Source organism: Phycicoccus sp. DTK01, from assembly GCF_017312765.1.
Lineage (GTDB): Bacteria > Actinomycetota > Actinomycetes > Actinomycetales > Dermatophilaceae > Phycicoccus > Phycicoccus jejuensis.
This window is the reverse complement of record NZ_BOPU01000001.1, coordinates 349,139-372,763: the sequence shown is the minus strand read 5'-3', so window position 1 is coordinate 372,763 and position 23,625 is coordinate 349,139. Positions and strand designations below refer to the sequence as shown.

General features: G+C 72.8%; 19 protein-coding genes. 10 read left to right on the top strand and 9 right to left on the bottom strand.

Annotation, left to right across the window (positions count from 1 at the left end; all coding sequences use genetic code 11):
• Positions 1-30 precede the first annotated feature (30 nt).
• The 3 genes from J3473_RS01645 to J3473_RS01635 form a co-directional block, all read right to left on the bottom strand.
• Positions 31-330: a DUF4193 domain-containing protein gene (locus J3473_RS01645; RefSeq protein ID WP_030528991.1), complete on the bottom strand. Its 300-nt coding sequence runs from the start codon at positions 328-330 to the stop codon at positions 31-33.
• Positions 331-490: 160 nt separating this feature from the next.
• A complete protein-coding gene (locus tag J3473_RS01640; protein WP_207021642.1) occupies positions 491-1,357 on the bottom strand; it encodes an inositol monophosphatase family protein in 867 nt (288 codons plus the stop codon).
• Complete coding sequence (locus J3473_RS01635) at positions 1,357-2,463, bottom strand: ferrochelatase (protein WP_207021641.1); 1,107 nt, start codon at positions 2,461-2,463, stop codon at positions 1,357-1,359. The genes J3473_RS01640 and J3473_RS01635 overlap by 1 nt, the downstream gene beginning before the upstream one ends.
• 108 nt (positions 2,464-2,571) lie before the next feature.
• On the opposite strand from J3473_RS01635, the gene sepH reads away from it, so the two are divergent.
• Positions 2,572-3,714: a septation protein SepH gene (gene sepH, locus J3473_RS01630; RefSeq protein ID WP_207021640.1), complete on the top strand. Its 1,143-nt coding sequence runs from the start codon at positions 2,572-2,574 to the stop codon at positions 3,712-3,714.
• 426 nt (positions 3,715-4,140) lie between these two features.
• On the opposite strand, the gene J3473_RS01625 is transcribed toward sepH, so the two are convergent.
• From J3473_RS01625 to J3473_RS01615, 3 genes are read right to left on the bottom strand one after another with little or no spacing between them, the layout of a single operon-like run.
• Positions 4,141-4,818: a thymidine kinase gene (locus J3473_RS01625; protein WP_030528987.1), complete on the bottom strand. Its 678-nt coding sequence runs from the start codon at positions 4,816-4,818 to the stop codon at positions 4,141-4,143.
• Between the two features lie 11 nt (positions 4,819-4,829).
• Positions 4,830-5,963: an alkaline phosphatase family protein gene (locus tag J3473_RS01620; RefSeq protein ID WP_207021639.1), complete on the bottom strand. Its 1,134-nt coding sequence runs from the start codon at positions 5,961-5,963 to the stop codon at positions 4,830-4,832.
• 2 nt (positions 5,964-5,965) lie between these two features.
• The gene (locus J3473_RS01615; RefSeq protein ID WP_036830325.1) at positions 5,966-6,556 is read right to left on the bottom strand and encodes a DUF5998 family protein; all 591 of its coding nucleotides are present in this window, start codon (positions 6,554-6,556) and stop codon (positions 5,966-5,968) included.
• Between the two features lie 144 nt (positions 6,557-6,700).
• Between J3473_RS01615 and J3473_RS01610 the strand changes: the two genes are divergently transcribed.
• A complete protein-coding gene (locus J3473_RS01610) occupies positions 6,701-8,323 on the top strand; it encodes a hypothetical protein (protein ID WP_207021638.1) in 1,623 nt (540 codons plus the stop codon).
• 6 nt (positions 8,324-8,329) lie between these two features.
• Here the strand turns inward: J3473_RS01610 and J3473_RS01605 are convergent, their stop codons facing one another.
• The gene (locus J3473_RS01605; protein WP_030528983.1) at positions 8,330-10,993 is read right to left on the bottom strand and encodes a bifunctional GNAT family N-acetyltransferase/acetate--CoA ligase family protein; all 2,664 of its coding nucleotides are present in this window, start codon (positions 10,991-10,993) and stop codon (positions 8,330-8,332) included.
• A gap of 53 nt (positions 10,994-11,046) precedes the next feature.
• Between J3473_RS01605 and J3473_RS01600 the strand changes: the two genes are divergently transcribed.
• The 6 genes from J3473_RS01600 to J3473_RS01575 all read left to right on the top strand — a co-directional run bounded on the left by J3473_RS01600 (position 11,047) and on the right by J3473_RS01575 (position 18,955).
• Entirely contained in the window at positions 11,047-11,652 is a 606-nt protein-coding gene (locus J3473_RS01600; RefSeq protein ID WP_207021637.1) for a nitroreductase family protein, read from the top strand.
• 93 nt (positions 11,653-11,745) lie between these two features.
• Complete coding sequence (locus J3473_RS01595) at positions 11,746-14,190, top strand: DNA topoisomerase (ATP-hydrolyzing) subunit A (protein WP_207021636.1); 2,445 nt, start codon at positions 11,746-11,748, stop codon at positions 14,188-14,190.
• A 284-nt stretch (positions 14,191-14,474) separates the two neighbouring features.
• A complete protein-coding gene (locus J3473_RS01590; RefSeq protein WP_207021635.1) occupies positions 14,475-15,848 on the top strand; it encodes an ABC transporter substrate-binding protein in 1,374 nt (457 codons plus the stop codon).
• A gap of 90 nt (positions 15,849-15,938) precedes the next feature.
• Positions 15,939-16,958 carry a carbohydrate ABC transporter permease gene (locus J3473_RS01585; protein WP_084696846.1) on the top strand — a complete coding sequence of 340 codons (1,020 nt, stop codon included), beginning with the start codon at positions 15,939-15,941 and terminating at the stop codon, positions 16,956-16,958.
• A 3-nt stretch (positions 16,959-16,961) separates the two neighbouring features.
• Positions 16,962-17,912: a carbohydrate ABC transporter permease gene (locus tag J3473_RS01580; RefSeq protein WP_030528978.1), complete on the top strand. Its 951-nt coding sequence runs from the start codon at positions 16,962-16,964 to the stop codon at positions 17,910-17,912.
• Entirely contained in the window at positions 17,909-18,955 is a 1,047-nt protein-coding gene (locus J3473_RS01575) for a LacI family DNA-binding transcriptional regulator (RefSeq protein WP_051750657.1), read from the top strand. Before J3473_RS01580 ends, J3473_RS01575 begins: the two co-directional genes overlap by 4 nt.
• On the opposite strand, the gene J3473_RS01570 is transcribed toward J3473_RS01575, so the two are convergent.
• Together J3473_RS01570 and J3473_RS01565 are read right to left on the bottom strand one after the other, a co-directional pair.
• A complete protein-coding gene (locus J3473_RS01570) occupies positions 18,948-20,393 on the bottom strand; it encodes an APC family permease (protein ID WP_207021634.1) in 1,446 nt (481 codons plus the stop codon). The two genes, J3473_RS01575 and J3473_RS01570, sit on opposite strands and share 8 nt — an antisense overlap.
• A 135-nt stretch (positions 20,394-20,528) precedes the next feature.
• Positions 20,529-22,655 (bottom strand): type IIA DNA topoisomerase subunit B, encoded by a 2,127-nt coding sequence (locus J3473_RS01565; RefSeq protein ID WP_207021633.1) that lies wholly within the window; start codon positions 22,653-22,655, stop codon positions 20,529-20,531.
• Between the two features lie 236 nt (positions 22,656-22,891).
• On the opposite strand from J3473_RS01565, the gene J3473_RS01560 reads away from it, so the two are divergent.
• Complete coding sequence (locus J3473_RS01560) at positions 22,892-23,104, top strand: hypothetical protein (RefSeq protein ID WP_207021632.1); 213 nt, start codon at positions 22,892-22,894, stop codon at positions 23,102-23,104.
• 35 nt (positions 23,105-23,139) lie between these two features.
• Entirely contained in the window at positions 23,140-23,622 is a 483-nt protein-coding gene (locus J3473_RS01555) for a DUF456 domain-containing protein (protein ID WP_030528974.1), read from the top strand.
• Positions 23,623-23,625 lie beyond the last annotated feature (3 nt).

Sequence of the window (23,625 nt, the reverse complement as noted above, 5' to 3'; positions counted from 1 at the left end):
GGGTCGGGCCTCCCACGGGTGCGGCGGTGCTCAGGCCGCGCAGTCGCGGCAGACGAGGACGCCCTTCGCGTCGCTCGCGAGCTGGCTGCGGTGGTGGACGAGGAAGCACTGCGAGCAGGTGAACTCGTCCGCCTGGCGCGGGAGGACCCGCACCGAGAGCTCCTCGCCGGAGAGGTCGGCGCCGGGCAGCTCGAAGCCCTCGGCCTGCTCGGTCTCGTCGACGTCCACGCTCGAGGACCGGGAGTCGACGCGCCGGTTCTTCAGCTCTTCGATCGAGTCCTCGGAGACGTCCTCCTCGGTCTTGCGAGGTGCGTCGTAGTCGGTTGCCATGCTGGTGTTCCACCCTTCGTCGTGCCGATCGGCCCGGACAACGCACGGAGAGGCGTCTTTGTGCCCGGTGGGACGATCGTGCGCGCCAGATTGTGCACCATCGCCGGATACCCCCGCCACGCGGGTCCATCCCCCGGTGCAGGGTCGTCCCTGCGCCCGGTCAGCCGGGCTGCCCGAGGCTCCCGACGTGCTCGGTCGTGAGGGGCCGGACGAGGGCCGCGAGGGCGTCCGCGAGGCCCGGCGCCGCGGCCCACGTGAGGTCGCGCGAGGCGACGTCGTCGACGCTCCCGCCGACGACCGCGCCGGCCTCGCGGGCGACGAGCTCGCCGGCGGCGCGGTCCCAGGCGTTGAGCCCGCTCTCGTAGTAGCCGTCGAGCCGGCCGGTCGCGACGGCGCACAGGTCGAGCGCGGCGCTGCCGTGCCGGCGGACGTCGCGCACCCGCGGGAGGACCTCGGCGAGGACGGCCGCCTGCCGGGCGCGCACGGCGGCGTCGTACCCGAAGCCGGTGCCGACGAGCGCGAGCGCGAGGTCGGTCGTGCCACGGGCGCGCAGGCGGCGGGTGCCGGCGGCCGTCGTCAGCCAGGCGCCGCCACCGAGGCGGGCGTGGTGCAGCTCGTCGCGCTCGGGGTCGAGCACCGCGCCCGCGACGCTGCGCCAGTGCCCGGGCCGGGTCGGGTCGCCGACGACGGCCGCGACCGACACCGCGTACGCCGGCACGCCGTAGAGGTAGTTCGTCGTCCCGTCGATGGGGTCGACGACCCACGTGACCCCGCTCGTCCCCTCGCGGCCGCCCTCCTCCTCGCCGAGCACGGCGTCGTCCGGGCGCAGCGCGCCGAGCCGGTCGAGCAGCAGCTCCTGGCTGCGCTGGTCCATCTCGGTCACGACGTCGGTGCCCGTCGACTTCGTGCTGAAGCCGAGGTCGTCGGGGCGCTCGTCGCGCACGAGCCGCCCGGCCTCGCGGGCCACGCGGCAGGCGACGTCCTCGAGCTGTGCGAGGTCGAGCCCGGCGGGGACGTCGGGGAGCATCAGTCGCTGCCGCACAGGGCCGGCTTGGCCATCCGCAGGTTCGGGCAGCAGCCGGGCGCGCACGTCGACGGCCGGACGTCGCCGGGCAGCCACGACTCGGGGACGACGACCTCGCCGCGCGCCTCGGCCGCGCGCTCGAGGAGCAGGTCGACGAGGCCCTCGACGAACTCGTCGTCGGCGTGCGGCGTGGGCACCCGCACGAACGGCACCCCGACCCGCTCGGCCGTCTCGGCGGCCTCGGTGTCGAGGTCGTGGACGACCTCCATGTGGTCGGAGACGAAGCCGATGGGGACGCAGACGACGGGGGCCTTCGCCTCGGCGGCGAGCTCCTCGATGCGGTCGTTGACGTCGGGCTCGAGCCACGGCTGGCTCGGCGGCCCGGAGCGCGAGCAGAAGACGAGCTCGCCGCGCAGCTCGACCCCGAGCTCGGCGCCGACGACCTCGTCGAGGCGCCGGCCGAGGCGCAGGTGCTGGTCGGTGTAGAGGTTGCCCTCGCCGTCGCCCGGCCCGGAGGTGTCGTCCATCGCGAGCGGGATCGAGTGCGTCACGTAGAGGATGCGCGCGGCGGCCGGGTCGTCGAGGCCGCGCAGCGCCGTGGCGAGCGCCCGCGCCCACGCGGCGCCGAGCCGCGGGTGGTGGACGTACTGGCGCACCTTGTCGACGGCGAGCCCGTCGCCGGCCGGGCCGACCTGCTCCATCGCGCTCGCGAGGTCCTCGCGGTACTGCCGGCACGAGGAGTAGCAGGAGTAGGCGCTCGTGAAGAGCGAGACGACCCGCGTCGCCCCGCCGTCGAGGGCCTCGTGGAGGGCGTCGGCGAAGAACGGCTCGGAGTTGCGGTTGCCCCAGACGACGGGGACGTCGAGGCCGCGGCGCTCGAGCTCGGCGCGCAGCCGGGCGAGGAGGTCGCGGTTGAGGTCGTTGATCGGGCTGCGGCCGCCCCGCGCGTAGTAGTGCTCGCCGACCGCGACGAGGCGCTCGTCGGGGATGTTGCGGCCGGCGGTCACCCGGCGGAGGAACGGCATCACCTCGTCCTCGGACTCGGGGCCGCCGAAGGAGCCCAGCAGGACGACGTCGTACGGGGCGAGGTCGCCGGTCGCAGCGGTCATGGCACGAGGTTATCGGGGCAATCGACGGACACCCGGCGTGGGCTCCACCCTCGACATGCGCGAGGGTGGCATCGTCATCCTGACGACCAGCGACCCGGGAGTACGGACATGCAGGACCTTCGCCTCATCGGCGTCCACGAGGACGGTCAGCACCTCCTGCTCGCGGACGCCGACGGTGGTCGCTACCGGCTGCCGCTCGACGAGCCGCTGCGTGCCGCCGCCCGGCGCGACCGGCCCCGGCTGGGGCAGCTCCAGATCGAGATGTCCGGCGGGATGCGCCCGCGCGAGGTGCAGGCACTCATCCGGCGCGGCCTGTCCGCCGAGGAGGTCGCCGAGCGCTCGGGCTGGCCGGTCGAGAAGGTGCACCGCTTCGAGGGCCCGATCCTCGCCGAGCGTGAGCACGTCGCCCGCGTCGCCCGCCGCTGCGCCGTCGGCACCCGTGGCCCGGCCCCGGTGACCCTCGAGGAGCGCGTCGCCGAGCGCCTGCGCGACCGCGACGTCGACCGCGACGACGTCGAGTGGGACTCCGCCCGTGACGACGAGGGCGTCTGGCAGGTCTCGATGGTCTTCGCCGCCGGTGGGCGCCGCCGCACCGCCACCTGGCTGTACGAGCCGCTCGGCGGCTCCGTCACCCCGACCAACGACGAAGCGCGCTGGCTGAGCGAGGACACGACCTCCGGCCTGCTGCCCGCCCCGCACCGCGCACCGACCCCGGGCGACCTCGACGTCTACGACGTCGACGCCGACGGCGGCATCGAGCGCGCGGGCGGGTCACCCGCGCCGCGGGCCCGCGAGCCGCACGAGCCGATCGACCTCATGGCCGCGATGCGCGAGCACAGCGCGCGGGGCCGTCGCTCGAAGCGGCGCACCTCCCCGACGCACACGCCCGGCGAGGACGACGGCCGCCCCGACGCGCTGCCCATCGAGGAGCTGGCCCAGGACCCGGTCCTCGCGCCGCCGCCGCCCGCCGCCCGCGCCCGCAAGCCGGTCCAGGAGCACCTCGAGGAGCCGACGACGTCGACCGCGCTCGTCGGCGGCTGGCCCGAGGACGACGCCCGCGAGGAGGCCGAGGCCGAGCGCGCCGTCCGCGAGGCACCGGTCTCCCCCGCTCCCGAGCCCGCGACGCCGCAGCCCGATCCCGCGGAGTCGCCGGCCGCCTCGGCGCGTCCGTCGGCCGGCCGCAAGGGCCGCCCGAGCGTCCCCAGCTGGGACGACATCGTCTTCGGCACAAAGGGGTCCGGCCCCTCCTGACCCCCGTCCGCCCCGGTGGTTCGAGGTGAAACTGGACCCTCTCGCGGTCGCATTTCACCTCGACGCAGCACGGCTCCCGGTGGCTCGAGGTGAAACCGGACCCTCTCGCGGTCGGGTTTCACCTCGATGCAACGACGCTCCAACGGTTCGAGGTATCCGGCCGCTCTCCGGCATCGGCGTAATACCTCCACCCAGCTAGACCCTTGACCTCGCTCTGCCGCCCCTGCCTCGCCCCGCCGACCCGCCATGACACCCCGGTACCGCGAGACCACACCGGCACGGCAAGTCCACCTCGGCATTGCGAGACCTACCCGGCACCGCGAGACCCCGGTTCGTCCGCGAGACCCCGGCTCCGAGCTCGTGGCTCGTGGACATTTCGGGGTGACCCCGAAATGTTGAGGCGCGAGGGGCAGGTGGGACTGACCGTCAGGCGGGTGGCGGGACCGGGCAGGCGTCGAGGTCGAACGGGAGCGTGTCCGGCGTGGGCGACGCCTGCCGGGCCGCGTGGCTGTTCATCCGGCGCATGTGGTGGCGGCGGCACAGCACCTCGTACTCGACGAGCCCCTCGCTCGCGGCCGCGGTGTCGCCGACGACGACCTGCGCGCCCTCGACGACCATGACGCCGTCGACGATGCGCGCGTTGTGCGTGGCCCGGCGCCCGCACCAGCAGAGCGCCTCGACCTGGAGCACCTCGACCCGGTCCGCGAGCTCGATGAAGCGGCGCGAGCCCGGGAAGAGCTCGGTCCGGAAGTCGGCGGTGATGCCGAACGCCGTCACCGCGATCCCGAGCTCGTCGACGAGCCGGGCCAGCTGCTCGACCTGGCGCGGGGTGTAGAACTGCGCCTCGTCGCAGATGACGTAGTCGACCCGCCCGCCGGCCGTCAGCCGCTCGACGACCACGTCCCAGAAGTCGAGGTCGTCTCCGACCTCGACGGCGCTCGTCTCGAGCCCGAGGCGCGAGGACAGCACCGACTCCCCCGCCCGGTCCAGCTTCGTGAAGATGATGCCCTGCCGGTCGCGGGCGCGCTGGTTGTGGTCGATCTGCAGGGCAAGGGTCGACTTGCCGCAGTCCATCGTCCCCGAGAAGAACACCAGATCCGCCACGGGCGAACACCCTAGGCGACGCGGGCCGGCGCGTGGACCACCGGCACGTCGAGCTCCTCGGCGGTCAGCGCCCCGTGCATCCCCGCGAGCGCGAGCAGCTGCGGGCGCATCCGCGCGGAGTCGACGAGGCAGAAGTCGTCGTGCGCGACGACGACGAGGTCGCCGATGCGGGGCAGGTGCGCCGGGTCGACCGTCCCGAACCATCCCGCGGCCACGGCGTCGGCGCGGTGGACGACGCTCGCGCGCTCCCCCAGCCACGCCGACCACGCGGCGGCGACGTCGACGGCGGCCCCGGGGCGGCAGTAGACGTGGGTCGCGCGCGGCTCGCCGCCGAGCAGGTGCACGCCGTCGAGCATCCCGGGCTCGCGGGCGACGTCGAGGCGGGTCTCCTGCGGGCAGAGGACCATCCCGTGGTCCGCGGTGACGGTGAGGGAGGTGTCGTCGGGCAGCCGGGCCGCGAGGCGCGAGAGCTCGCGGTCGACGGCCTCGAGCTCGGTCGTCCACTCGAAGGACTCGGGCCCGTGGACGTGGCCGAGCTTGTCGACCTCGCCCCAGTAGAGGTAGACGAGCGAGCGGGGCGCCGAGCGCACGGCGGCCAGGGCGGCGTCGACCCGGGCAGGGAGCGCGTCGGCGGCCCGGAACCGCCCGCCGCGCAGCGCGGCCTGCGTGAGGCCCGAGCCGTCGAAGAACGCCGGGCCGATGCGGGTCACCGCGACCCCGTCGGCCTCGGCCCGCTCGAACCACGTGGGCAGGCTCTGCCAGCGCTCCGGCACCGGGCCGTCCTCCCACGACAGCTCGTTGAAGACGCGGTCCTCCCCCGGCACCATCACCTCGTACCCGAGCATCCCGTGCGCGCCCGACGTCGTGCCGGTGCCGAACGTGCCCATCGAGGTCGCGGTGGTCGACGGGAAGCCGGCCGGCACGCGCCGCGTCGAGCCCGCGAGCGACCGGAACCACGGGGCGTGCCCGAGCCGCCGCGAGAGCTGCGCCGCGCCGAGCCCGTCGACGAGGACGACGACGGCCCGCCGCGCCGGGGCCAGCCCCAGCCCGCCGACCGCTCCCGGCACGCCGAGCGACGCGCACACGCTGGGGAGGACGTCGGCGAGGCTGCCGGAGGCGTAGTCGGGCGCGGCGGGGAGCAGCACGCTCAGCGCTGCCCGATGGCGCCGGACAGGTCGCGGGCGAAGGCCAGCGCCCGCTGCAGCTTGTCGTCGCCGTCGGCCGCGGCCGAGATCCGCAGCGCGATGTCGTCGCCGGTGATGGTCCCCTCGTAGCCGTGGTCGGCGTCGCAGTCCGGGTCGCTGCACGCGGCCGGCACCATGTCGATCCGGGCCACGGTGCCCCAGCCGAGGGTCAGCGTCACCTCGCGGCCGAGCGTGCCGGGCACGTACGACTCGGGCTTCTCGACGACGTGGGTGAGCATGACGCCCTTGACCGCCGACAGCGGGATGGACTCCGTCGTGGCCGTCGCGACCTCCTGCGGCGCCGGCGGCTCGTCGGCGTGGTCGTCGGCGTGCGCGATGAGCAACCGGGTCGGCGTGAGGACCAGCACCGTGATGTGCCGCCGGACGACGTCGCGGTCGAACGTCGTCTCGAGGTGCACGAGGTGGTTGTCGATGCGCTCGCTCCCGAGGGCCGCGGAGACGACGTCCGCGACGAGGGCCGGGAAGTAGCCGGCCCGGTCGATGGAGGCGATGAGGTCCGCCGGGAGGGCGGGAGCGTGGTGGGCGCTGGTCATGGCGCCCATTGTGCCGTGACGTGCGGCGCAGGCGACGCCGCTCGGCCGCCCCGTCCGTCCGGGGGGTGACAGGCACCCCGCCGACGGGCACACTCTCATCCACCGTCGGCCGGGCCGGCGGGTCCAGGGGTGGGAGGTGTGACCATGGGGCTCCGACAGGGTGCTCGTCGCGGTCCGGCGGTGCTCGGCGTGCTCGTCGCGCTCCTGGCCTCGTTCCTCGTCCCCGGGCGGGCGGAGGCCGCCACCGGCGTGACGTTCGTCGGCGCGTCGCACTCGGCGCCGCAGGCCCAGCGCGCCAAGGAGGTCGTCGTCGCCGCGGGCACCCTGGCCGGCGACACGATGCTGCTCGTCCTCACGCGGGCCACGAGCGTCCGGTGGACGGGGCCGACGGGGCTCTCGGGCTGGACGACCGTCGCGACGACCGGCACCGCCTCCGTCACGTCCACGGTCTACCGGCGCACGGCGGGAGGCGGTGAGGCCGGGGCCCGGGTGCGGTTCGACACCACGACCTACGCCAAGGCGGTCCTCACCCTCGGCGTCTGGCGCGGCGTCGCTGCGGACGGGACGGTCACCGCGGTCGGCTCCGTCGAGACCTCGGCGTCACCCTCGCACCCCGCACCCTCGGTGCAGGCCGGCGGCGGCGAGACGGCCGTCTGGTACTGGGCCGACCGGTCCTCGACGACGACGGGGTGGGACGGACCGGCCTCGGCGACGACCCGGGACACGGCCATCGGGACCGGCAGCGGGCGCTTCTCGGCGCTGCTGGTCGACCGCGCCGATGTGCCGAGCGGGCCGCTGGCCGGTCCGTCGGCCACCTCGACGCCCGCCACGACCGCGCTGGCCTGGACCCTGCTGCTGCCGCCGGGCGACGGCGGGCCGGGCGACGGCCCGCCCACCGACCGCCTGCTCCTCGGCGCGGCCTCGAGCAGCTGGCCGTGGTTCGACGCGGCCGTCGGGCCGGTCGACATGTACCGCGAGTTCGACTCCGGCTTCGGCTACGCGCGCTGGCAGGACACCCCGGCCCACCGGGCCCATCCGGGGGCGCGGTTCGAGTACTCGTTCCGGGTCCTCCCCCAGCGGCTCTCGACACCCTCCGACCCTGTGGTCGAGCAGGTCCGCGCGTTCGTGGCGACGACCCCGAAGGACATCGTCCTCACCGTCTACCACGAGCCCGAGAACTACGGCGCCGGTCTCTTCGACGCCGCGCAGTACCGCGCCGGCCTGCTCGCCCTCAAGCGGATCGTCGACGAGCAGGACGCCGCCGACGGCGGGCAGCGGATGGTCGCCCTCGTCCTCATGAACATCACGTTCAAGGGGATGTGGAGCAGCACCCCGGACGACTGGTGGCCCACGGACGCCCGCGACGGCGGCCACGTCGACCTCGTCTCGGCCGACGTGTACGCCCTCCCGCACGCGACGCAGACCGCGTGCTGCCCCGCGGGCTACACCGACGGCGTCGACTGGCGGCGCCCCGAGTACCTCATGTCGTTCGTCCGCGACTTCGCCGCCCGCCACGCCACGCCCTGGTCGGTCAGCGAGCTCGGCTACCTCGAGGACGTCAGGGACCCCGCGCGGAAGTCGCGCGCGCTCCGCGACGCCGTCGCCTACGCCGCGGCCAACGGTGCGCACCACGTCAACGTCTTCGACTCCAAGGGGGACCGGGCCGACTGGCGGCTGCGCTGGGGGTCGCCGGTGGGCACCGCGTCGAGCACGAGCACGGCCACGCTCACCTGGCGCGACCTCGTCGCGCAGGCCCGCGCCGGCTGACGCACCTCAGGTCAGCGAGCGGCGACCCGGGTCGATGCGGCGCGGCGCCGGCGCGACGGAGATCTCGGCCCCCAGCACCTCGACCCCGCCGGGGTGGGCGTTGACCGGGTTGAGGACGAGCGAGGCGATCTCGGGCATGTCGTCGGCGAGGACCGAGATGCGCGCGATGAGGTCCGCGAGCGCCGCGCGGTGGACGGGGGTCTGCCCGCGGTAGCCGTGGAGCACCGGCGCGGCCTTGACCGACGAGATGAGCTCGGAGACCGTCACGTCGGTGAGCGGCGGGATGCGGTACGCGACGTCGCCGAGCAGCTCGGTCGGCAGGCCGGCCACCGAGAAGCCGATGACCGGGCCGAAGAGCGGGTCCTCGTCGGAGGAGACGACGCACGCGACGCCCTGGCTGGCCATCCGCTGGACGACGAAGCGGTCGGCCTGGAGCGGGGCGAGCCGCTCGCTGAGCGAGGCCCAGGCGGCGCGCAGCGAGCGCTCGCCGTCGAGGTCGACGCGCACGCCGCCCGAGCCGCCCTGGTGGCGCACCATCGGGGCGACGGACTTGAGGACGACCGGGTAGCCCACGCGTTCGGCGGCGGCGACGGCGTCCTCGACGGTCGCGACCTCCTGCTGCCCCCAGAGGTCGACCCCGTACGCCGACAGCAGGGCGGTGGCCTCGTCGTGGGTCAGGCGTCGGCCGTTCGGGTGCACCGACAGGACCGTCTCGACGACGTCCTCCGCGACGCGTCGGTTGATGCCGACCGGCGCGACCGGGGTGCCGTGGTCGCGGGCCCGCCACTGCCCGTACCGGGTCGCGGCGGCGAGCGCGCGCACGGCGTCCTCCGGCATCGCGTAGACCGGGATGGCCCGCACCTCACCGCCGGTGCCCGTCACCGAGCCGCGGTCGTCGACGCCGCGCAGGCCGAGGAAGGTGGCGACGCACGGCTTGTCGGAGTCGGCAGCCGCCGCGCGCACGGCCGCGGCGACGTCGGCGTCACCGGTCGCGAGCGGCGGGATGAAGCACGAGACGACCGAGTCGACCCCGGGGTCCTCGAAGGCGCGGCGCAGGGCGGCGTGGAAGTCCTCGGCCGAGGCCTCGCTCGGCAGGCTGACCGGCCCGTGCGCCACGGTCAGCCCCCAGCTGGCGCAGGCGTCGCCGGTCAGCGCCCCGAGGGCGGCGGAGTTGCCGACGACGGCCACGCGGTCGCCCGCCGGCAGCGGCTGGTGCACGACGAGCTGCCCGACGTCGAAGAGCTGGTGGACGTTCTCGACGCGGATGACGCCGGCCTGGTTGAGCATCGCCCGGAACACCTCGGGCCGGGCCTTGGTCTCGCGCACCTCGTGCCCGGGCGGCACCCCGAAGCGCGAGACGCCGGACTTGACGACGATGACCGGCTTGATGAGCGCGAGCTTGCGTGCGATCCGCGAGAACTTGCGCGGGTTGCCCATCGACTCCAGGTACAGGCCGACCGCGTCGGTGGACGCGTCGTCGATCCAGTACTGCATGAAGTCGTTGCCGGACACGTCGGCCCGGTTGCCGGCAGAGCCGAAGGTCGAGATGCCGAGGTTGCGCCGGGCGGCCGACGCGAGCACGGCGATCCCGAGCGCCCCCGACTGCGCGAAGAGCCCCAGCCGGCCCGGTGGCGGCAGCGTCGGCGCGAGGGTGGCGTTGAGCCGGACCTCGGGGTCGTTGTTGATGATGCCGAAGGAGTTCGGGCCGATGACGCGCATCCCGGCGCCGCGGGCGCGCCGCACGAGCTCGGCCTGCCGCGCGGCGCCCTCGGGGCCGTCCTCGGCGAAGCCCGCGGACACGACGAGCAGCGCCTTGACGCCGACCTCCGCGCAGTCGTCGACGACGTCGAGCACCGCCTCGGCAGGCACGGCGACGATGGCCAGGTCGACCGTCCCGGGCACGTCGCGCACGGTCGGGTAGCAGGTCAGCCGGCGCACCTTCTTCGAGCTCGGGTTGACCGGCACGACGCGCCCGGCGAACCCCGACTCCAGGAGCCGGTCGAGCAGCTGCCCGCCGAAGGTGTCGGTGCGCCGGCTCGCGCCGACGACGGCGATGGTGTCCGGGGTGAGCACCGAGTGCAGGCTCTGCGCCTCCGCCCGGTGCTCGCGGCTCATCTCGACGGCGCGCGAGCGGTCGGTGGGCTCGATGTCGAAGCCGACCTCGACGACGCCGTCCTCGACCCGACGCGCCACCTCGTAGCCGGCGTCGGAGAAGACGGCGAGCATCTTGCGGTTCTGCGGCAGCACCTCGGCGGTGAACCGGGCGATGCCGACGTCCCGCGCGATGGCCGCGAGGTGCTCGAGCAGCACCGACCCGATGCCCTTGCCCTGGTAGTGGTCGCTGATGTTGAACGCGACCTCGGCGCTGCGGGCGTCGAGCCGGTCGAAGCGCCCGACCCCGATGATCTCCTCGCGCATCGTCACGACGAGCGCGACGCGGTCGGTGTAGTCGACGTGCGTGAAGCGGTGGACGTCGGCGTCGGAGAGGCGGCGCAGCGGCGCGAAGAAGCGCAGGTAGATCGACTCGTCGGACTGCGCGTTGTGGAACCGCCGCAGGGCGTCGCCGTCGGCGGGGCGGATCGGCCGGACGCTGGCCACCGTGCCGTCGCGGAGCACCACGTCGGCCTCCCACGCGATGGGGTAGCCCGGGGGGAGCGTCGCCTCCGCCATGCCTCCATCCTGCCACCCGCGGACGGCCCGCGCGTGACGGGCACACTGTCCGGGTGGAGCTCGACGAGGCCGTCCGACGGCGGCGCATGGTCCGACGGTTCGACCCCGACGCGCCGGTGCCGGAGGCGGTGGTCCGCGACCTCGTCGCGCTCGCCGTCCGGGCGCCGAGCGCGGGCTTCAGCCAGGGATGGGACTTCGTCGCGCTGATCGACGCGGCCGACCGCGAGCGCTACTGGGCCGCGGCGTCCGGCCCGGGAGCGCCCGACGCCTGGCTGAGAGGCGTCTCGGCCGCGCCGGTCCTGCTGCTGTGCCTGTCCGATCCCGGCGCCTACCTCGACCGCTACGCCGAGCCCGACAAGGGGTGGACCGACCGCGACCCGGCCCGCTGGCCCGTCCCCTACTGGGACACCGACACGGCGATGGCGGTGATGCTCGTGCTGCTCGGCGCGGTCGACCGCGGGCTCGGGGCGCTGTTCTTCGGCGTGCCCGCCGAGCGCCACGACGAGGTCATGGCGACCTTCGACGTGCCCGCCGGGCGCCGGCTCGTCGGGGTCGTCGCCCTGGGCTACGAGGCCGAGCGGGTGTCCGGGTCGGCCCGCACGCGCCGCCGCCGCGGGGTCGACGAGGTGCTGCACCGGGGCCGGTTCGGAGTGTCGTGACGACCCCGCCGGGGGCGTTTGTGAGGATGGGGGCGACCCCTGCCGGGTCGTGACCCCGGCGCACCGCACGAGCACGAGGACGGCCGCCACCCCATGGCCAAGCGCACGACTCCCCCGCCTCCCCCCGAGGACCCCCTCGGCACCGTCGTCGACATCGACGTCGAGGAGGAGATGCGCACCGCGTTCCTCGAGTACTCCTACAGCGTCATCTACTCCCGCGCGCTGCCCGACGCCCGCGACGGGCTCAAGCCGGTCCAGCGGCGCATCCTCTACGGGATGTCCGAGCTCGGCCTGCGCCCGGACCGCCCGCACGTCAAGTCCTCCCGCGTCGTCGGCGAGGTCATGGGCAAGTACCACCCGCACGGCGACCAGGCGATCTACGACGCCCTCGTGCGCCAGGCCCAGCCGTGGACGATGCGGCTGCCGCTCGTCGACGGCCACGGCAACTTCGGCTCCCTCGACGACGGCCCGGCCGCCTCCCGGTACACCGAGGCCCGGATGGCCCCCGCCGCGCTGCTCATGGTCACCGGCCTCGACGAGCAGACCGTCGACTTCGTCCCCAACTACGACGACTCCCTCGAGCAGCCCGGCGTCCTGCCCGCGGCCTACCCGAACCTCCTCGTCAACGGCACCAGCGGCATCGCCGTCGGCATGGCGACGAACATGGCGCCGCACAACCTCGTCGAGGTCATCGGCGCCGCGCGCCACCTCCTCGACCACCCCGACTGCTCGCTCGACGACCTCATGAAGTTCGTCCCCGGCCCCGACCTGCCCGGCGGCGGCCGGATCGTCGGCCTCGACGGCATCCGCGACGCCTACCTCACCGGCCGCGGCAAGTTCCTCACCCGCGCCACCGCCCGTGTCGAGAAGCTCACCCCCCGCCGGATGGGCATCGTCGTCACCGAGCTGCCCTACCTCGTCGGCCCCGAGAAGGTCATCGAGCGGGTCAAGGTCCTCGTCCAGGCCAAGAAGCTCCAGGGCATCTCCGACGTCAAGGACCTCACCGACCGCAAGAACGGCCTGCGCCTGGTCTTCGAGGTCAAGAACGGCTTCAACCCCGAGGCCGTCCTCGAGCAGCTCTACAAGCACACGCCGATGGAGGACTCCTTCGGCATCAACAACGTCGCGCTCGTCGACGGCCAGCCGCAGACCCTCGGGCTCAAGGAGCTGCTGCGGGTCTATGTGCAGTTCCGCACCGACGTCGTGCGCCGGCGCACCGAGTACCGCCTCGGCAAGCGCAAGGACCGGCTCCACCTCGTCGAGGGCCTGCTCGTCGCGATCCTCGACATCGACGAGGTCATCCAGCTGATCCGCGGCAGCGACGACGCCGCCGCCGCGCGCACCCGCCTCATCGACGTCTTCGACCTCTCCGAGGTCCAGGCCGAGTACATCCTCGAGCTCCAGCTGCGCCGGCTCACGAAGTTCTCGCGCATCGAGCTCGAGGCCGAGCGCGACGAGCTCAAGCGCCTCATCGAGGAGCTCGAGGCCATCCTCGCCGACGAGAAGCTGTTGCGCCGCACCGTCTCCGGCGAGCTCGCCGACGTCGCCAAGGCCCACGGCACCCCCCGCCGCACCGTGCTCCTGGAGTCGGCCGGCACGCCGCTCACGCAGACCACGCCGCTCGAGGTGAGCGACGACCCGTGCTGGGTCCTCCTCTCCTCCACCGGCCTGCTCGCCCGCACCTCCTCCGCCGACCCGATCCCGGCGGACGGTCCGCGCGCCAAGCACGACGCGATCATCGGGGCCGTGCGCACCACCGCGAGAGGCGAGTTCGCACTCGTCACCTCCCGCGGCCGGATGGTCCGGATGTCCGCGCTCGAGCTGCCGGCGCTGCCGCCGCTCGGCGGCTCCCCCAGCCTCTCCGGGGGTGCGCCGCTCGCCGTGTACGTCGACCTGCCGCGCGGAGAGGAGCCGCTGACCATCGTCTCGCTCGACCCCGACGGCCCGGGTCTCGCGCTCGGCACGGCGCAGGGCGTCGTCAAGCGCGTCGTGCCCGAGTACCCGAAGAGCCCCGACTGGGAGGTCGTCTCCCTCAAGGGCGGCGACGCGGTCGTCGGCGCGGTCGAGCTGCGCGACGGCGCCGAGGACCTCGTGTTCGTCTCGAGCGACGCCCAGCTGCTGCGCTTCCCCGCCTCGTCCGTCCGGCCGCAGGGTCGCGCCGCCGGAGGCATGGCAGGGATCCGCCTCTCCCCCAAGGCGTCCGCGGTCTTCTTCGGCGCGGTCGACCCGGCCGCCGAGAACGTCGTCGTCACCTCGTCCGGCTCCTCGGACGCGCTCCCCGGGACCCAGCCGGGCTCGCTCAAGGTCGCGCCGTACACCGAGTACCCGGCCAAGGGTCGGGCGACCGGTGGCGTGCGCGCGCACCGGTTCCTGCGCGGCGAGGACACGCTCGTGCTCGCCTGGGTCGGCGCGCTGCCGGCCCGCGCGTCGGGTGCCGGCGGCGTCGCGCTCGAGCTGCCCGCCGCGACGGGGAAGCGCGACGGCTCCGGTGCGCCGCACCCGACGGTCGTCGCGGGCATCGGCGCGCCCGTCCGCTGAGACATCCGGGCCCCGCGCCGGCCCGACACAAGCCTTCGTCCGCGAGACCCCGGCTCGGTTCCCTTGTCCCGTGGACATTTCGGGGTGACCCCGAAATGCAGGGGCTGATGGGACCGCAGGGGCGATCGGATCGCCACTCGGGCGACGGCCGTGTTACGTAATCGTTACCGCACACGCTCGACAGGGCGTTGACCCGCATGTGTAAACGCTTTTACGTTACTCCCGGTTCCCCTCACCGCCGAGGCATCCCGCCTCGGTGCGACCCAGTGAAATGGAGGCGGGCAATGGCCCTCATCTCGACGCGCCGCGCCCTGGCGTTCTCCGGAGTCCTGGCGGTGGCCCTCAGCGCCACGGCCTGCGGCTCCGGCAGCGACGGTGGTTCCGGCGACACCGCGAGCAGCGGTGGCACCAGCAGCATCGACTGCGCGCCCTACACGGCGTTCGGCGACCTCAAGGGCAAGACGGTCACCGTCTACACCTCGATCACCGCGCCCGAGGACGGGCCGCACATCGCCTCCTACAAGCCGTTCGAGGAGTGCACCGGCGTCACCATCAAGTACGAAGGCTCCAAGGAGTTCGAGGCCCAGCTCCCGGTCCGCGTCAAGGGTGGCAACGCCCCCGACATCGCGTACCTGCCGCAGCCCGGTCTGCTCCAGACGATGGTCGCCACCGGCGCCGTCAAGCCGGCCCCGGCCGAGGTCGTCGCCAACGTCGACAAGAACATGCCCGACTTCAAGGAGTACGGCACCGTCGACGGCACGTTCTACGCCGCCGCCCTCGGCGCCAACGTCAAGTCCTTCGTCTGGTACTCCCCGTCGGCCTTCGCCGACAAGGGCTACCAGATCCCGAAGACCTGGGACGAGCTCCTCGCCCTGACCGACAAGATCTCCAAGGACAACCCGGACGCCAAGCCGTGGTGCGCGGGCATCGAGTCCGGCGACGCCACCGGCTGGCCGGCGACGGACTGGGTCGAGGACGTCATGCTCCGCACGGCGGGCCCGGAGACCTACGACAAGTGGGTCAAGCACGAGATCCCCTTCAACGACCCGTCGGTCGCCACGGCCCTCGCCGAGGTCGGCAAGATCCTCAAGAACCCGGCCTACGTCAACGGTGGCTTCGGTGACGTCAAGACGATCGCCTCCACGTCCTTCCAGGACGCGGGCCAGCCGATCCTCGACGGCTCCTGCTACATGCACCGCCAGGCCTCGTTCTACGCGGCCAACTGGCCCGAGGGCACCAAGGTCGCCGAGGACGGCGACGTCTGGGCCTTCTACCTGCCGTCGAAGACCGCGGAGGACCGCCCGGTCCTCGGTGGTGGCGAGTTCGTCGCCGCCTTCGCCGACCGTCCCGAGGTCAAGGCCTTCCAGACCTACCTCTCCTCGGTCGAGTGGGCCAACGAGCGGGCCAAGACCTGCGGCTCCGGTGGCTGTGTCACCGCCAACAAGAACGCCGACGCCTCGCTGCTGAAGAACCCGGTCGACAAGCTGTCGGCCGAGCAGCTGACCGACGCGAACGCCACCTTCCGCTTCGACGGCTCCGACCTCATGCCGGGCGCCGTGGGTGCGGGCACCTTCTGGAAGGGCATGACCGACTGGATCACCGGCAAGGACGACGCGTCCACGCTGGACTACATCGAGCAGTCCTGGCCGAAGTCCTGACCTGACCACAGGTCCACGAGCCGGGGTGGGGTGGGCGTTCCCGCCCCACCCCGGCTCCCCCTTTCCGAGACACCCCGAAAGGCGGTCGTGATGGTGTCCAGCGTGGTGCAGGCCCTCCCGGTCGGTATCCTCCCCGAACCCCTGCTGCGTGCCGAGAGCACCGGCGGCAAGTTCCTCCTCATGGCCTTCGCGGTCCTGCTGTTCGCCGCGATCTTCGGCCTCGTCCTCTTCCTCGCCTCGCTGTTCAAGGGCCGCGAGGGAGAGAAGGTCCAGGGCTTCCTCTTCGCCCTTCCCGCGATCTTCCTCCTGGCCGTCGGCCTGCTCTACCCGGCGATCCTCACGATCATCCAGTCGCTGCGCGGACGCTCCGGCGAGGCCGGCTTCTCGCTCGACAACTACGTGCAGATGTTCACCCAGCCCGAGCTGCTGACGGTGCTGCGCAACACCGCCCTCTGGGTGGTCCTCGTCCCGTTCCTCGCGACGGCGATCGGCCTGCTCTACGCGATCCTCATCGACCGCGCCCGCGGCGAGGCGTTCGCGAAGGCCCTGATCTTCCTGCCGATGGCCATCTCGATGGTCGGCGCCGGCATCATCTGGAAGTTCGTCTACCAGTACAAGCAGACCGAGCGGCCGCAGATCGGCCTGCTCAACGGCGTCCTCAAGGCGCTGGGCTTCGAGACCCAGCAGTTCCTCCTCGACGCCCCGCTCAACACCCTCATGCTCATCGTCGTCATGGTCTGGATCCAGGCCGGCTTCGCGATGACCGTGCTCTCGGCCGCGATCAAGGCCATCCCCGACGACATCATCGAGGCCGCCCGCCTCGACGGCGTCTCCGGCTTCCGGATGTTCCGGTTCATCACGCTGCCGAGCATCCGCTCCGCCCTCGTCGTCGTCCTCACGACGATCGGCATCGGCACGCTCAAGGTCTTCGACATCGTCCGGACCATGACGGCCGGCCAGTTCGACACCTCGGTCGTCGCCAACGAGTTCTACAACCAGAGCTTCCGCTACAACGCACCGGGTCTCGGCGCCGCGCTCGCGGTCCTGCTCTTCATCCTCGTCGTCCCGATCGTCACCTACAACATCGTGCAGATGCGGAAGGAGGCCTGAGCCGTGAGCACCCTCCAGCCCGCCGCCACGCCAGAGTCCGTCACCACCGAGAGCGGCGTCACCGTCACCGGCAAGCGCCGCAAGAAGTCCGCCGCCGGCAACGCGGCCAAGGCGATCTCCTCGCCCTGGGCCTCCCTCGTCGCCGTCGTCATCGCGGTCCTGTGGACCCTCCCGACGATCGGCCTGCTCGTCACCTCGTTCCGCCGGCAGATCGACATCCAGCGCACCGGCTGGTGGACGGCCTTCAGCAACCCGGGTGACTTCACGCTCGAGAACTACCGCCAGGCGCTCGCGCCGAGCAGCACCTCGAGCTTCAGCCAGTACTTCATCAACACGATCGTCATCACCGTCCCGGCGGTGCTCCTGCCGATCTTCCTCGCCTCGCTCGCGGCCTACGCCTTCGCGTGGATGCCGTTCCCGGGGCGGGACTGGCTCTTCGTCGCCGTCTTCGCGCTGCAGATCGTGCCGCTGCAGGTCGCCCTCATCCCGCTGCTCGACATCTACGTCAACAAGCTCGGGTTCGGCGCGTCCTACTGGAGCGTCTGGTTGTCGCACACGATCTTCGCGCTACCTCTGGCGACGTTCCTCATCCACAACTTCATGAAGGAGCTGCCCGGCGAGCTCATGGAGGCCGCCCGGGTCGACGGCGCGGGGCACGTGACGATCTTCTTCAAGATCCTCCTGCCGCTCCTCACCCCGGCCCTCGCGGCGTTCGGCATCTTCCAGTTCCTCTGGGTCTGGAACGACCTGCTCGTCTCGCTCGTGTTCCTCGGCGGCACACCGGACGTCGCGCCGGTGACGGTGCGCGTCGCGGAGCTGTCCGGGTCGCGCGGCAGCGCCTGGTACATCCTCTCGGCCGGTGCGTTCATCTCGATGGTCGTCCCCGTCGCGGTGTTCCTCGCCCTCCAGCGCTTCTTCGTCCGCGGCCTGCTCGCGGGCGGGCTCAAGGGCTGAGCGCGGCCGGACCACCGGGAAGAGGTCTCGTCATCAGCACCATCACGGACGTCGCGCGGGCGGCCGGGGTCTCCGTGGCCACGGTCTCCCGCGCGCTCCGGGGCCTGGACCGGGTCTCCCCCGAGACCCGGCAGCGGGTCCTCGAGGTCGCCGAGGAGCTGCACTACGTCGCGTCGCCGACGGCGACGTCCCTCGCCTCCGGGCGGACCAGGGTCGTCGCCGTCGTCGCGCCGTTCCTCACCCGCTGGTTCTTCGCGACCCTCGTGAGCGCCATCGAGAAGGAGCTGCGCTCGCACGGGCACCACGCGATCCTCTTCGACCTCGAGGACGACAGCTACGACCAGCGCCTCCCGCTGACCCAGAACATGCTCTGGAAGCGGGTCGACGGCGTCATCACCCTCAACGTGCCGATGGAGCAGGAGGAGGTCGACCTCGTCGACCGGCTCGGCCTCCCCCTCGTCGCCATCGGCTCCGCGGTCCCCGGCCGCGCCTGCGTGCGCATCGACGACGGCGCGACGATGCGCACCGCCGTCGAGCACCTCATCTCCCTCGGGCACCGCCGGATCGGCTACATCGGCGACGTCCCGCGCAACGTCGCGCACGTCCAGACGCCACAGGACCGCCTGACGGCCTTCCGCGCGACGATGGCCGAGGCCGGCCTCGAGGTCGTCGAGGACTGGATCCTCGGCTCGGACTGGACCGCCGAGGCCGCCGCCCGCGACAGCGCGGTCCTGCTCTCCCGCCCCGAGCGCCCGACCGCCGTCGTCGCCGCCTCGGACGAGATGGCCATCGGTGTGCGCGAGAGCGCCCGCAAGGGCGGCCTGCGTGTCCCGGAGGACCTCTCGGTCATCGGGATCGACGACTACGTGCTCTCCGGCGTCCTCGGCCTGACGACCGTCCGCCAGGACGTCGCCGCCCAGGGCCGCGAGGCCGCGGTCCTGCTCCTGCGTGCGCTGACCGGCGAGGAGCCGGCCCTCGAGCAGGTCGTCATGCCGACCGAGCTCGTCGTGCGCGAGTCGACCGGACCCGTGCCCGTCAGTTGACGGTGCCCTCGGACTCCGCGAGGTCCTCGGGGTCGCGCAGGTAGGTCTTCTTGCCGCGGATGGCCCGGTTGGCGAACCAGGTGACCGCCCAGAGCACGACACCGATCGCGAGCAGCCACCCGGCGATCTGGTACTGCAGCCCGTCGCGGCCGGTCCACGGGCCGACGAAGAACGCACAGAGCACCGCGCCGATCACCGGCAGGACGGTCGGCGCGACGAAGTGCTTCCGGTCGATCCGGTCCCGGCGCAGGACGAGCACGCAGACGTTGACGATCGTGAAGACGCCGAGCAGCAGCAGCGCCGTGGTGCCGCCGAGCGCCGAGATGACCTGGCCCTCCGCGTTCTGCGTCACGACGACGATGAGCCCGACGGCGATGGCCGTCGTGAAGAGGATGGCCGCCCACGGGGTCTGCCGGCCGCGGTGCACCTTCCCGAGGAACGGCGGCAGGACCTCCTGGCGGGCCATGCCGTAGAGCAGGCGGCTGGCCATGAGCATGTTGATGAGGGCCGAGTTGGCGACGGCGAACATCGAGATGAACGGCAGCAGGGTCGAGATGGGGATGTCCGGTGCCGCGGTCTCGACGACGGTGACGAGCGGGGTGTCACCGCTCGACAGCTCGCCGACCGGGACGATCGCGACGGCGAAGAGCGCGACGAGGACGTAGATGGCGCCGGTGATGCCGAGGCCGGTGAGCATCATCTTCGGGAAGTTGCGGACCGGGTCCTTGGTCTCCTCGGCCATGTTGACCGAGTCCTCGAAGCCGACCATCGCGAAGAACGCGAGCGAGGTGGCGGCCGTGACGGCGAGGAAGGCGTTCTTGTCGCCGGGGCTGTCGAAGACGACCGTCCGGCTGAAGTCGGTGCGGCCGGCGACCAGGGCGTAGAAGCCGACCATGATGACGAGCAGGAGGCCGGAGAGCTCCACGCAGGTGAGGACGATGTTCGCCTTGACCGACTCCCCCACCCCGCGGAAGTTGACGAGGGCGACCAGGCCCATGAACAGCAGCGCGATCGCCATGACGAGCGTCGCGTTGCCGCTGTCGAGACCGAAGCCCTTGGCGAAGTTCGCCGCGAAGGCCCGCGAGGCCGTCGACGCGCTCGTGATGCCGGAGCACATGACGGTGAAGGCGACGATGAAGGTGACGAAGTGCAGCCCGAACGCCTTGTGCGTGTACAGGGCGGCGCCCGCGGCCTGCGGGTACTTCGTCACGAGCTCGAGGTAGGAGAACGCGGTGATCGTCGCGATGACGAACGCGACGAGGAAGGGCACCCACGCCGCGCCGCCGACCTCCGCGGCGACCTCGCCGGTCAGCGCGTAGACGCCGGTGCCGAGGATGTCCCCGACGATGAACAGCAGGAGCAGCTTCGGCCCCATCACCCGCTTGAGCTCCGTGGGCTCCTCGCCCGCGACCCGGCCCTGCTCCACCTCGGTGCTCATCGTCGGTCCCCTCTGCGGGACGCCTCCGGTCCGGCGTCGGTCCGCCCACAATGGCCCAGCGTCGGGGCAGCGGCAACAGGGCGCGCGGGAGCGCCGTGGTCGCGTCGAGGGTGGCGCGGGGCGTGGCGACCGGGCTCAGGCGTCGATGCGCTCGCGGTCGAGCGCGCCGGCGCTCTCGATGATGAAGTCCTTGCGCGGCCCGACCTCGCCACCCATGAGCAGCTCGAAGACCTTGCCGGCGGTGTCGAGGTCGCCGAGGGTCACCTTGCGCAGCGTGCGGTGGGCGGGGTCCATCGTCGTCTCCGCGAGCTGGTCGGCGTCCATCTCGCCGAGGCCCTTGTAGCGCTGGAGCGGCTTGGTCTTCTTGCCCCGCTTGGCGAGCGAGGCCATCGTCCGGCGCATCTCGGCCTCGGAGTAGGTGTAGATGACCTCGTTGGCCTTGCTGCCGGGGTTGACGACCTCGATGCGGTGCAGCGGCGGCACCGCGGCGAAGACCCGACCGGCCTCGACGAGCGGGCGCATGTAGCGGAAGAAGAGGGTGAGCAGGAGGGTCCGGATGTGGGCGCCGTCGACGTCGGCGTCGGTCATGATGATGACCTTGCCGTAGCGCGCCGACTCGAGGTCGAAGGTGCGCCCGGAGCCGGCGCCGATGACCTGGATGATCGAGGCGCACTCGGCGTTGCCGAGCATGTCGGTGACCGAGGCCTTCTGGACGTTGAGGATCTTCCCGCGGATCGGCAGGAGGGCCTGGTGGTCGCTGCTGCGGGCGAGCTTCGCGGTGCCGAGCGCGCTGTCGCCCTCGACGATGAACAGCTCGGTGTGCTCGGGGTCGCTGCTGCGGCAGTCGGCGAGCTTGGCCGGGAGCGAGGACGACTCCAGCGCGGTCTTCCGGCGCTGGGTCTCCTTGTGCATCCGCGCGCTGATCCGCGACTTCATCTCGGCGACAACCTTCTCGAGGAGGGTCGCGGCCTGCTGCTTGGTGGGGCGCTTGGTCTCGGTGAGCAGCGCGGTGAGCTCGCGCTCGACGACGCGCGAGACGATCTGGCGGACCGCGGCCGTGCCGAGGACCTCCTTGGTCTGGCCCTCGAACTGCGGCTCGGCGAGGCGGACGGTGACGACGGCGGTGAGGCCGGCGAGCGCATCGTCCTTCTCGAGCTTGTCGGTGCCCGCCTTGAGCCGGCGGGCGTTGGCCTCGACCTGCTTGCGCAGCACCTTGAGCAGCGACTGCTCGAAGCCGGCGACGTGGGTGCCGCCCTTCGGCGTGGCGATGATGTTGACGAAGGAGCGCAGCGTCGTGTCGTAGCCGCTGCCCCAGCGCACCGCGACGTCGACGACGCACTCGCGCTCGACGTCGGTCGGGGTCATGTGGCCGGCGGCGTCGAGGACGGGCACCGTCTCGGTGAAGGTCCCGGTGCCCTGGAGGCGCCAGACGTCGGTGACCGGGGCGTCGGCGGCGAGGTACTCGCAGAACTCGGAGATGCCGCCGTCGTGGAGGAAGACCTCCTCGGTCGGCTCCTCGCCGCGCTCGTCGCGGACGACGATGGTCAGGCCGGGAACGAGGAAGGAGGTCTGCCGGGCGCGGCCGAGCAGGCCCTCGAGGTCGAGCCCGGCGTCCTTGAGGAAGATCTGCCGGTCGGCCCAGTAGCGCACGCGCGTGCCGGTGACCCCGCGCTTGGGCTTGCCGACGACCTCGAGGTCGCTCGTGGCGGTGTAGGGGGTGAACTCGTGCTCCGGGTCCTTGCGGCCCTGGGCGCCCGCGACGTCGGAGAAGACACCCGGCTCGCCGCGGCGGAAGCTCATCGCGTAGGTCTTGCCGGCGCGGTCGACCTCGACGTCGAGCCGGGAGGAGAGGGCGTTGACGACGGAGGCGCCGACGCCGTGGAGGCCTCCTGAGGCCGTGTACGAGCCGCCGCCGAACTTGCCGCCCGCGTGCAGGCGCGTGTAGACGAGCTCGACGCCGGTCAGGCCGGTGCGCGGCTCGATGTCGACGGGGACGCCGCGGCCGTTGTCGCGGACCTCGACCGAGGCGTCGCCGTGGAGGATGACCTCGACCCGGTCGCAGAAGCCGCCGAGGGCCTCGTCGACCGCGTTGTCGATGATCTCCCACAGGCAGTGCATGAGGCCGCGGGAGTCGGTGGACCCGATGTACATGCCGGGACGCTTGCGCACCGCCTCGAGGCCCTCGAGGACCTGGAGGTGGTGGGCGGTGTACTCGGTCGCGGACTTGCTCGTCGCGGTCTTCTTGGCAGCGGTCGCAGGCACGTCCGCAGGGTATCCGGCGGCCCCGACGGCCCCCGACAGGCGCACCGCAGGGCCCGGTGCCGACGCGTCCGGGGGGTCGGTCGAAAGGTCACGATCTCGACACCGCCCGGTCAGTTCGACACCCCCTCCGCCCCGGGAAGCAAACGGCGTGCTTGACTGTTGCAACGCCTGCCGATCCACACAGGGTCGGTGGACCGAACACCTAGCACTGACCCGGACGAGCCGAGGAGGCCGACGTGAACGCCGCACTGGCACCCACCCTGACCGCCGCGGACCGGTGCGACCGCTGCGGGGCCCAGGCGTACATCCGCGCCCGCCTCCACGCCGGCGGAGAGCTCCTGTTCTGCGCCCACCACGGCCGTGAGCACGTGCCGGCCCTCGTGGACAAGGCCGACATCATCGACGAGAGCGAGCGGCTGACCGAGCGCCAGCCGGTCACCGGCGACTGACCGCACCCGCAGCACCCCTCACCGTGGACGCGCCGGTGGATGACATCTGGCTCGTCCTGCCCCCGCTCCTCATCCTGCTCGGGCTCGTCGGGATCGTCGTCCCGGCGCTGCCCGGCACCCTCCTCGTCGTGGCGGGCGTGGCCGTCTGGGCCGTCGTCACGCACACCCCCACCGCATGGGTCCTGCTGACCCTCGCCGTCCTCGTCGCCGTCGCCGGCCGCGTGCTGCAGTACCTCGTCCCCGGGCGGCGGATGAAGGCTCAGGGCGTGCGCACCTCGACCCTGGCGCTCGCCCTCGTCCTCGCGGTCGTCGGGTTCTTCGTCGTCCCGGTCATCGGGGCGCTCATCGGGTTCGTGCTCGGCATCTGGCTCGTCGAGACCGGCCGGGGCGCCTCCCGTGCGGAGGCGTGGACGCGCACGAAGCACGCCGTCGTGGCCGTCGCCCAGAGCATGGGCATCGAGCTCGCGGCGGCGCTCGTCGTCGCCGGGCTCTACGTGCTCGGTCTGCTGCTCACCTGACGG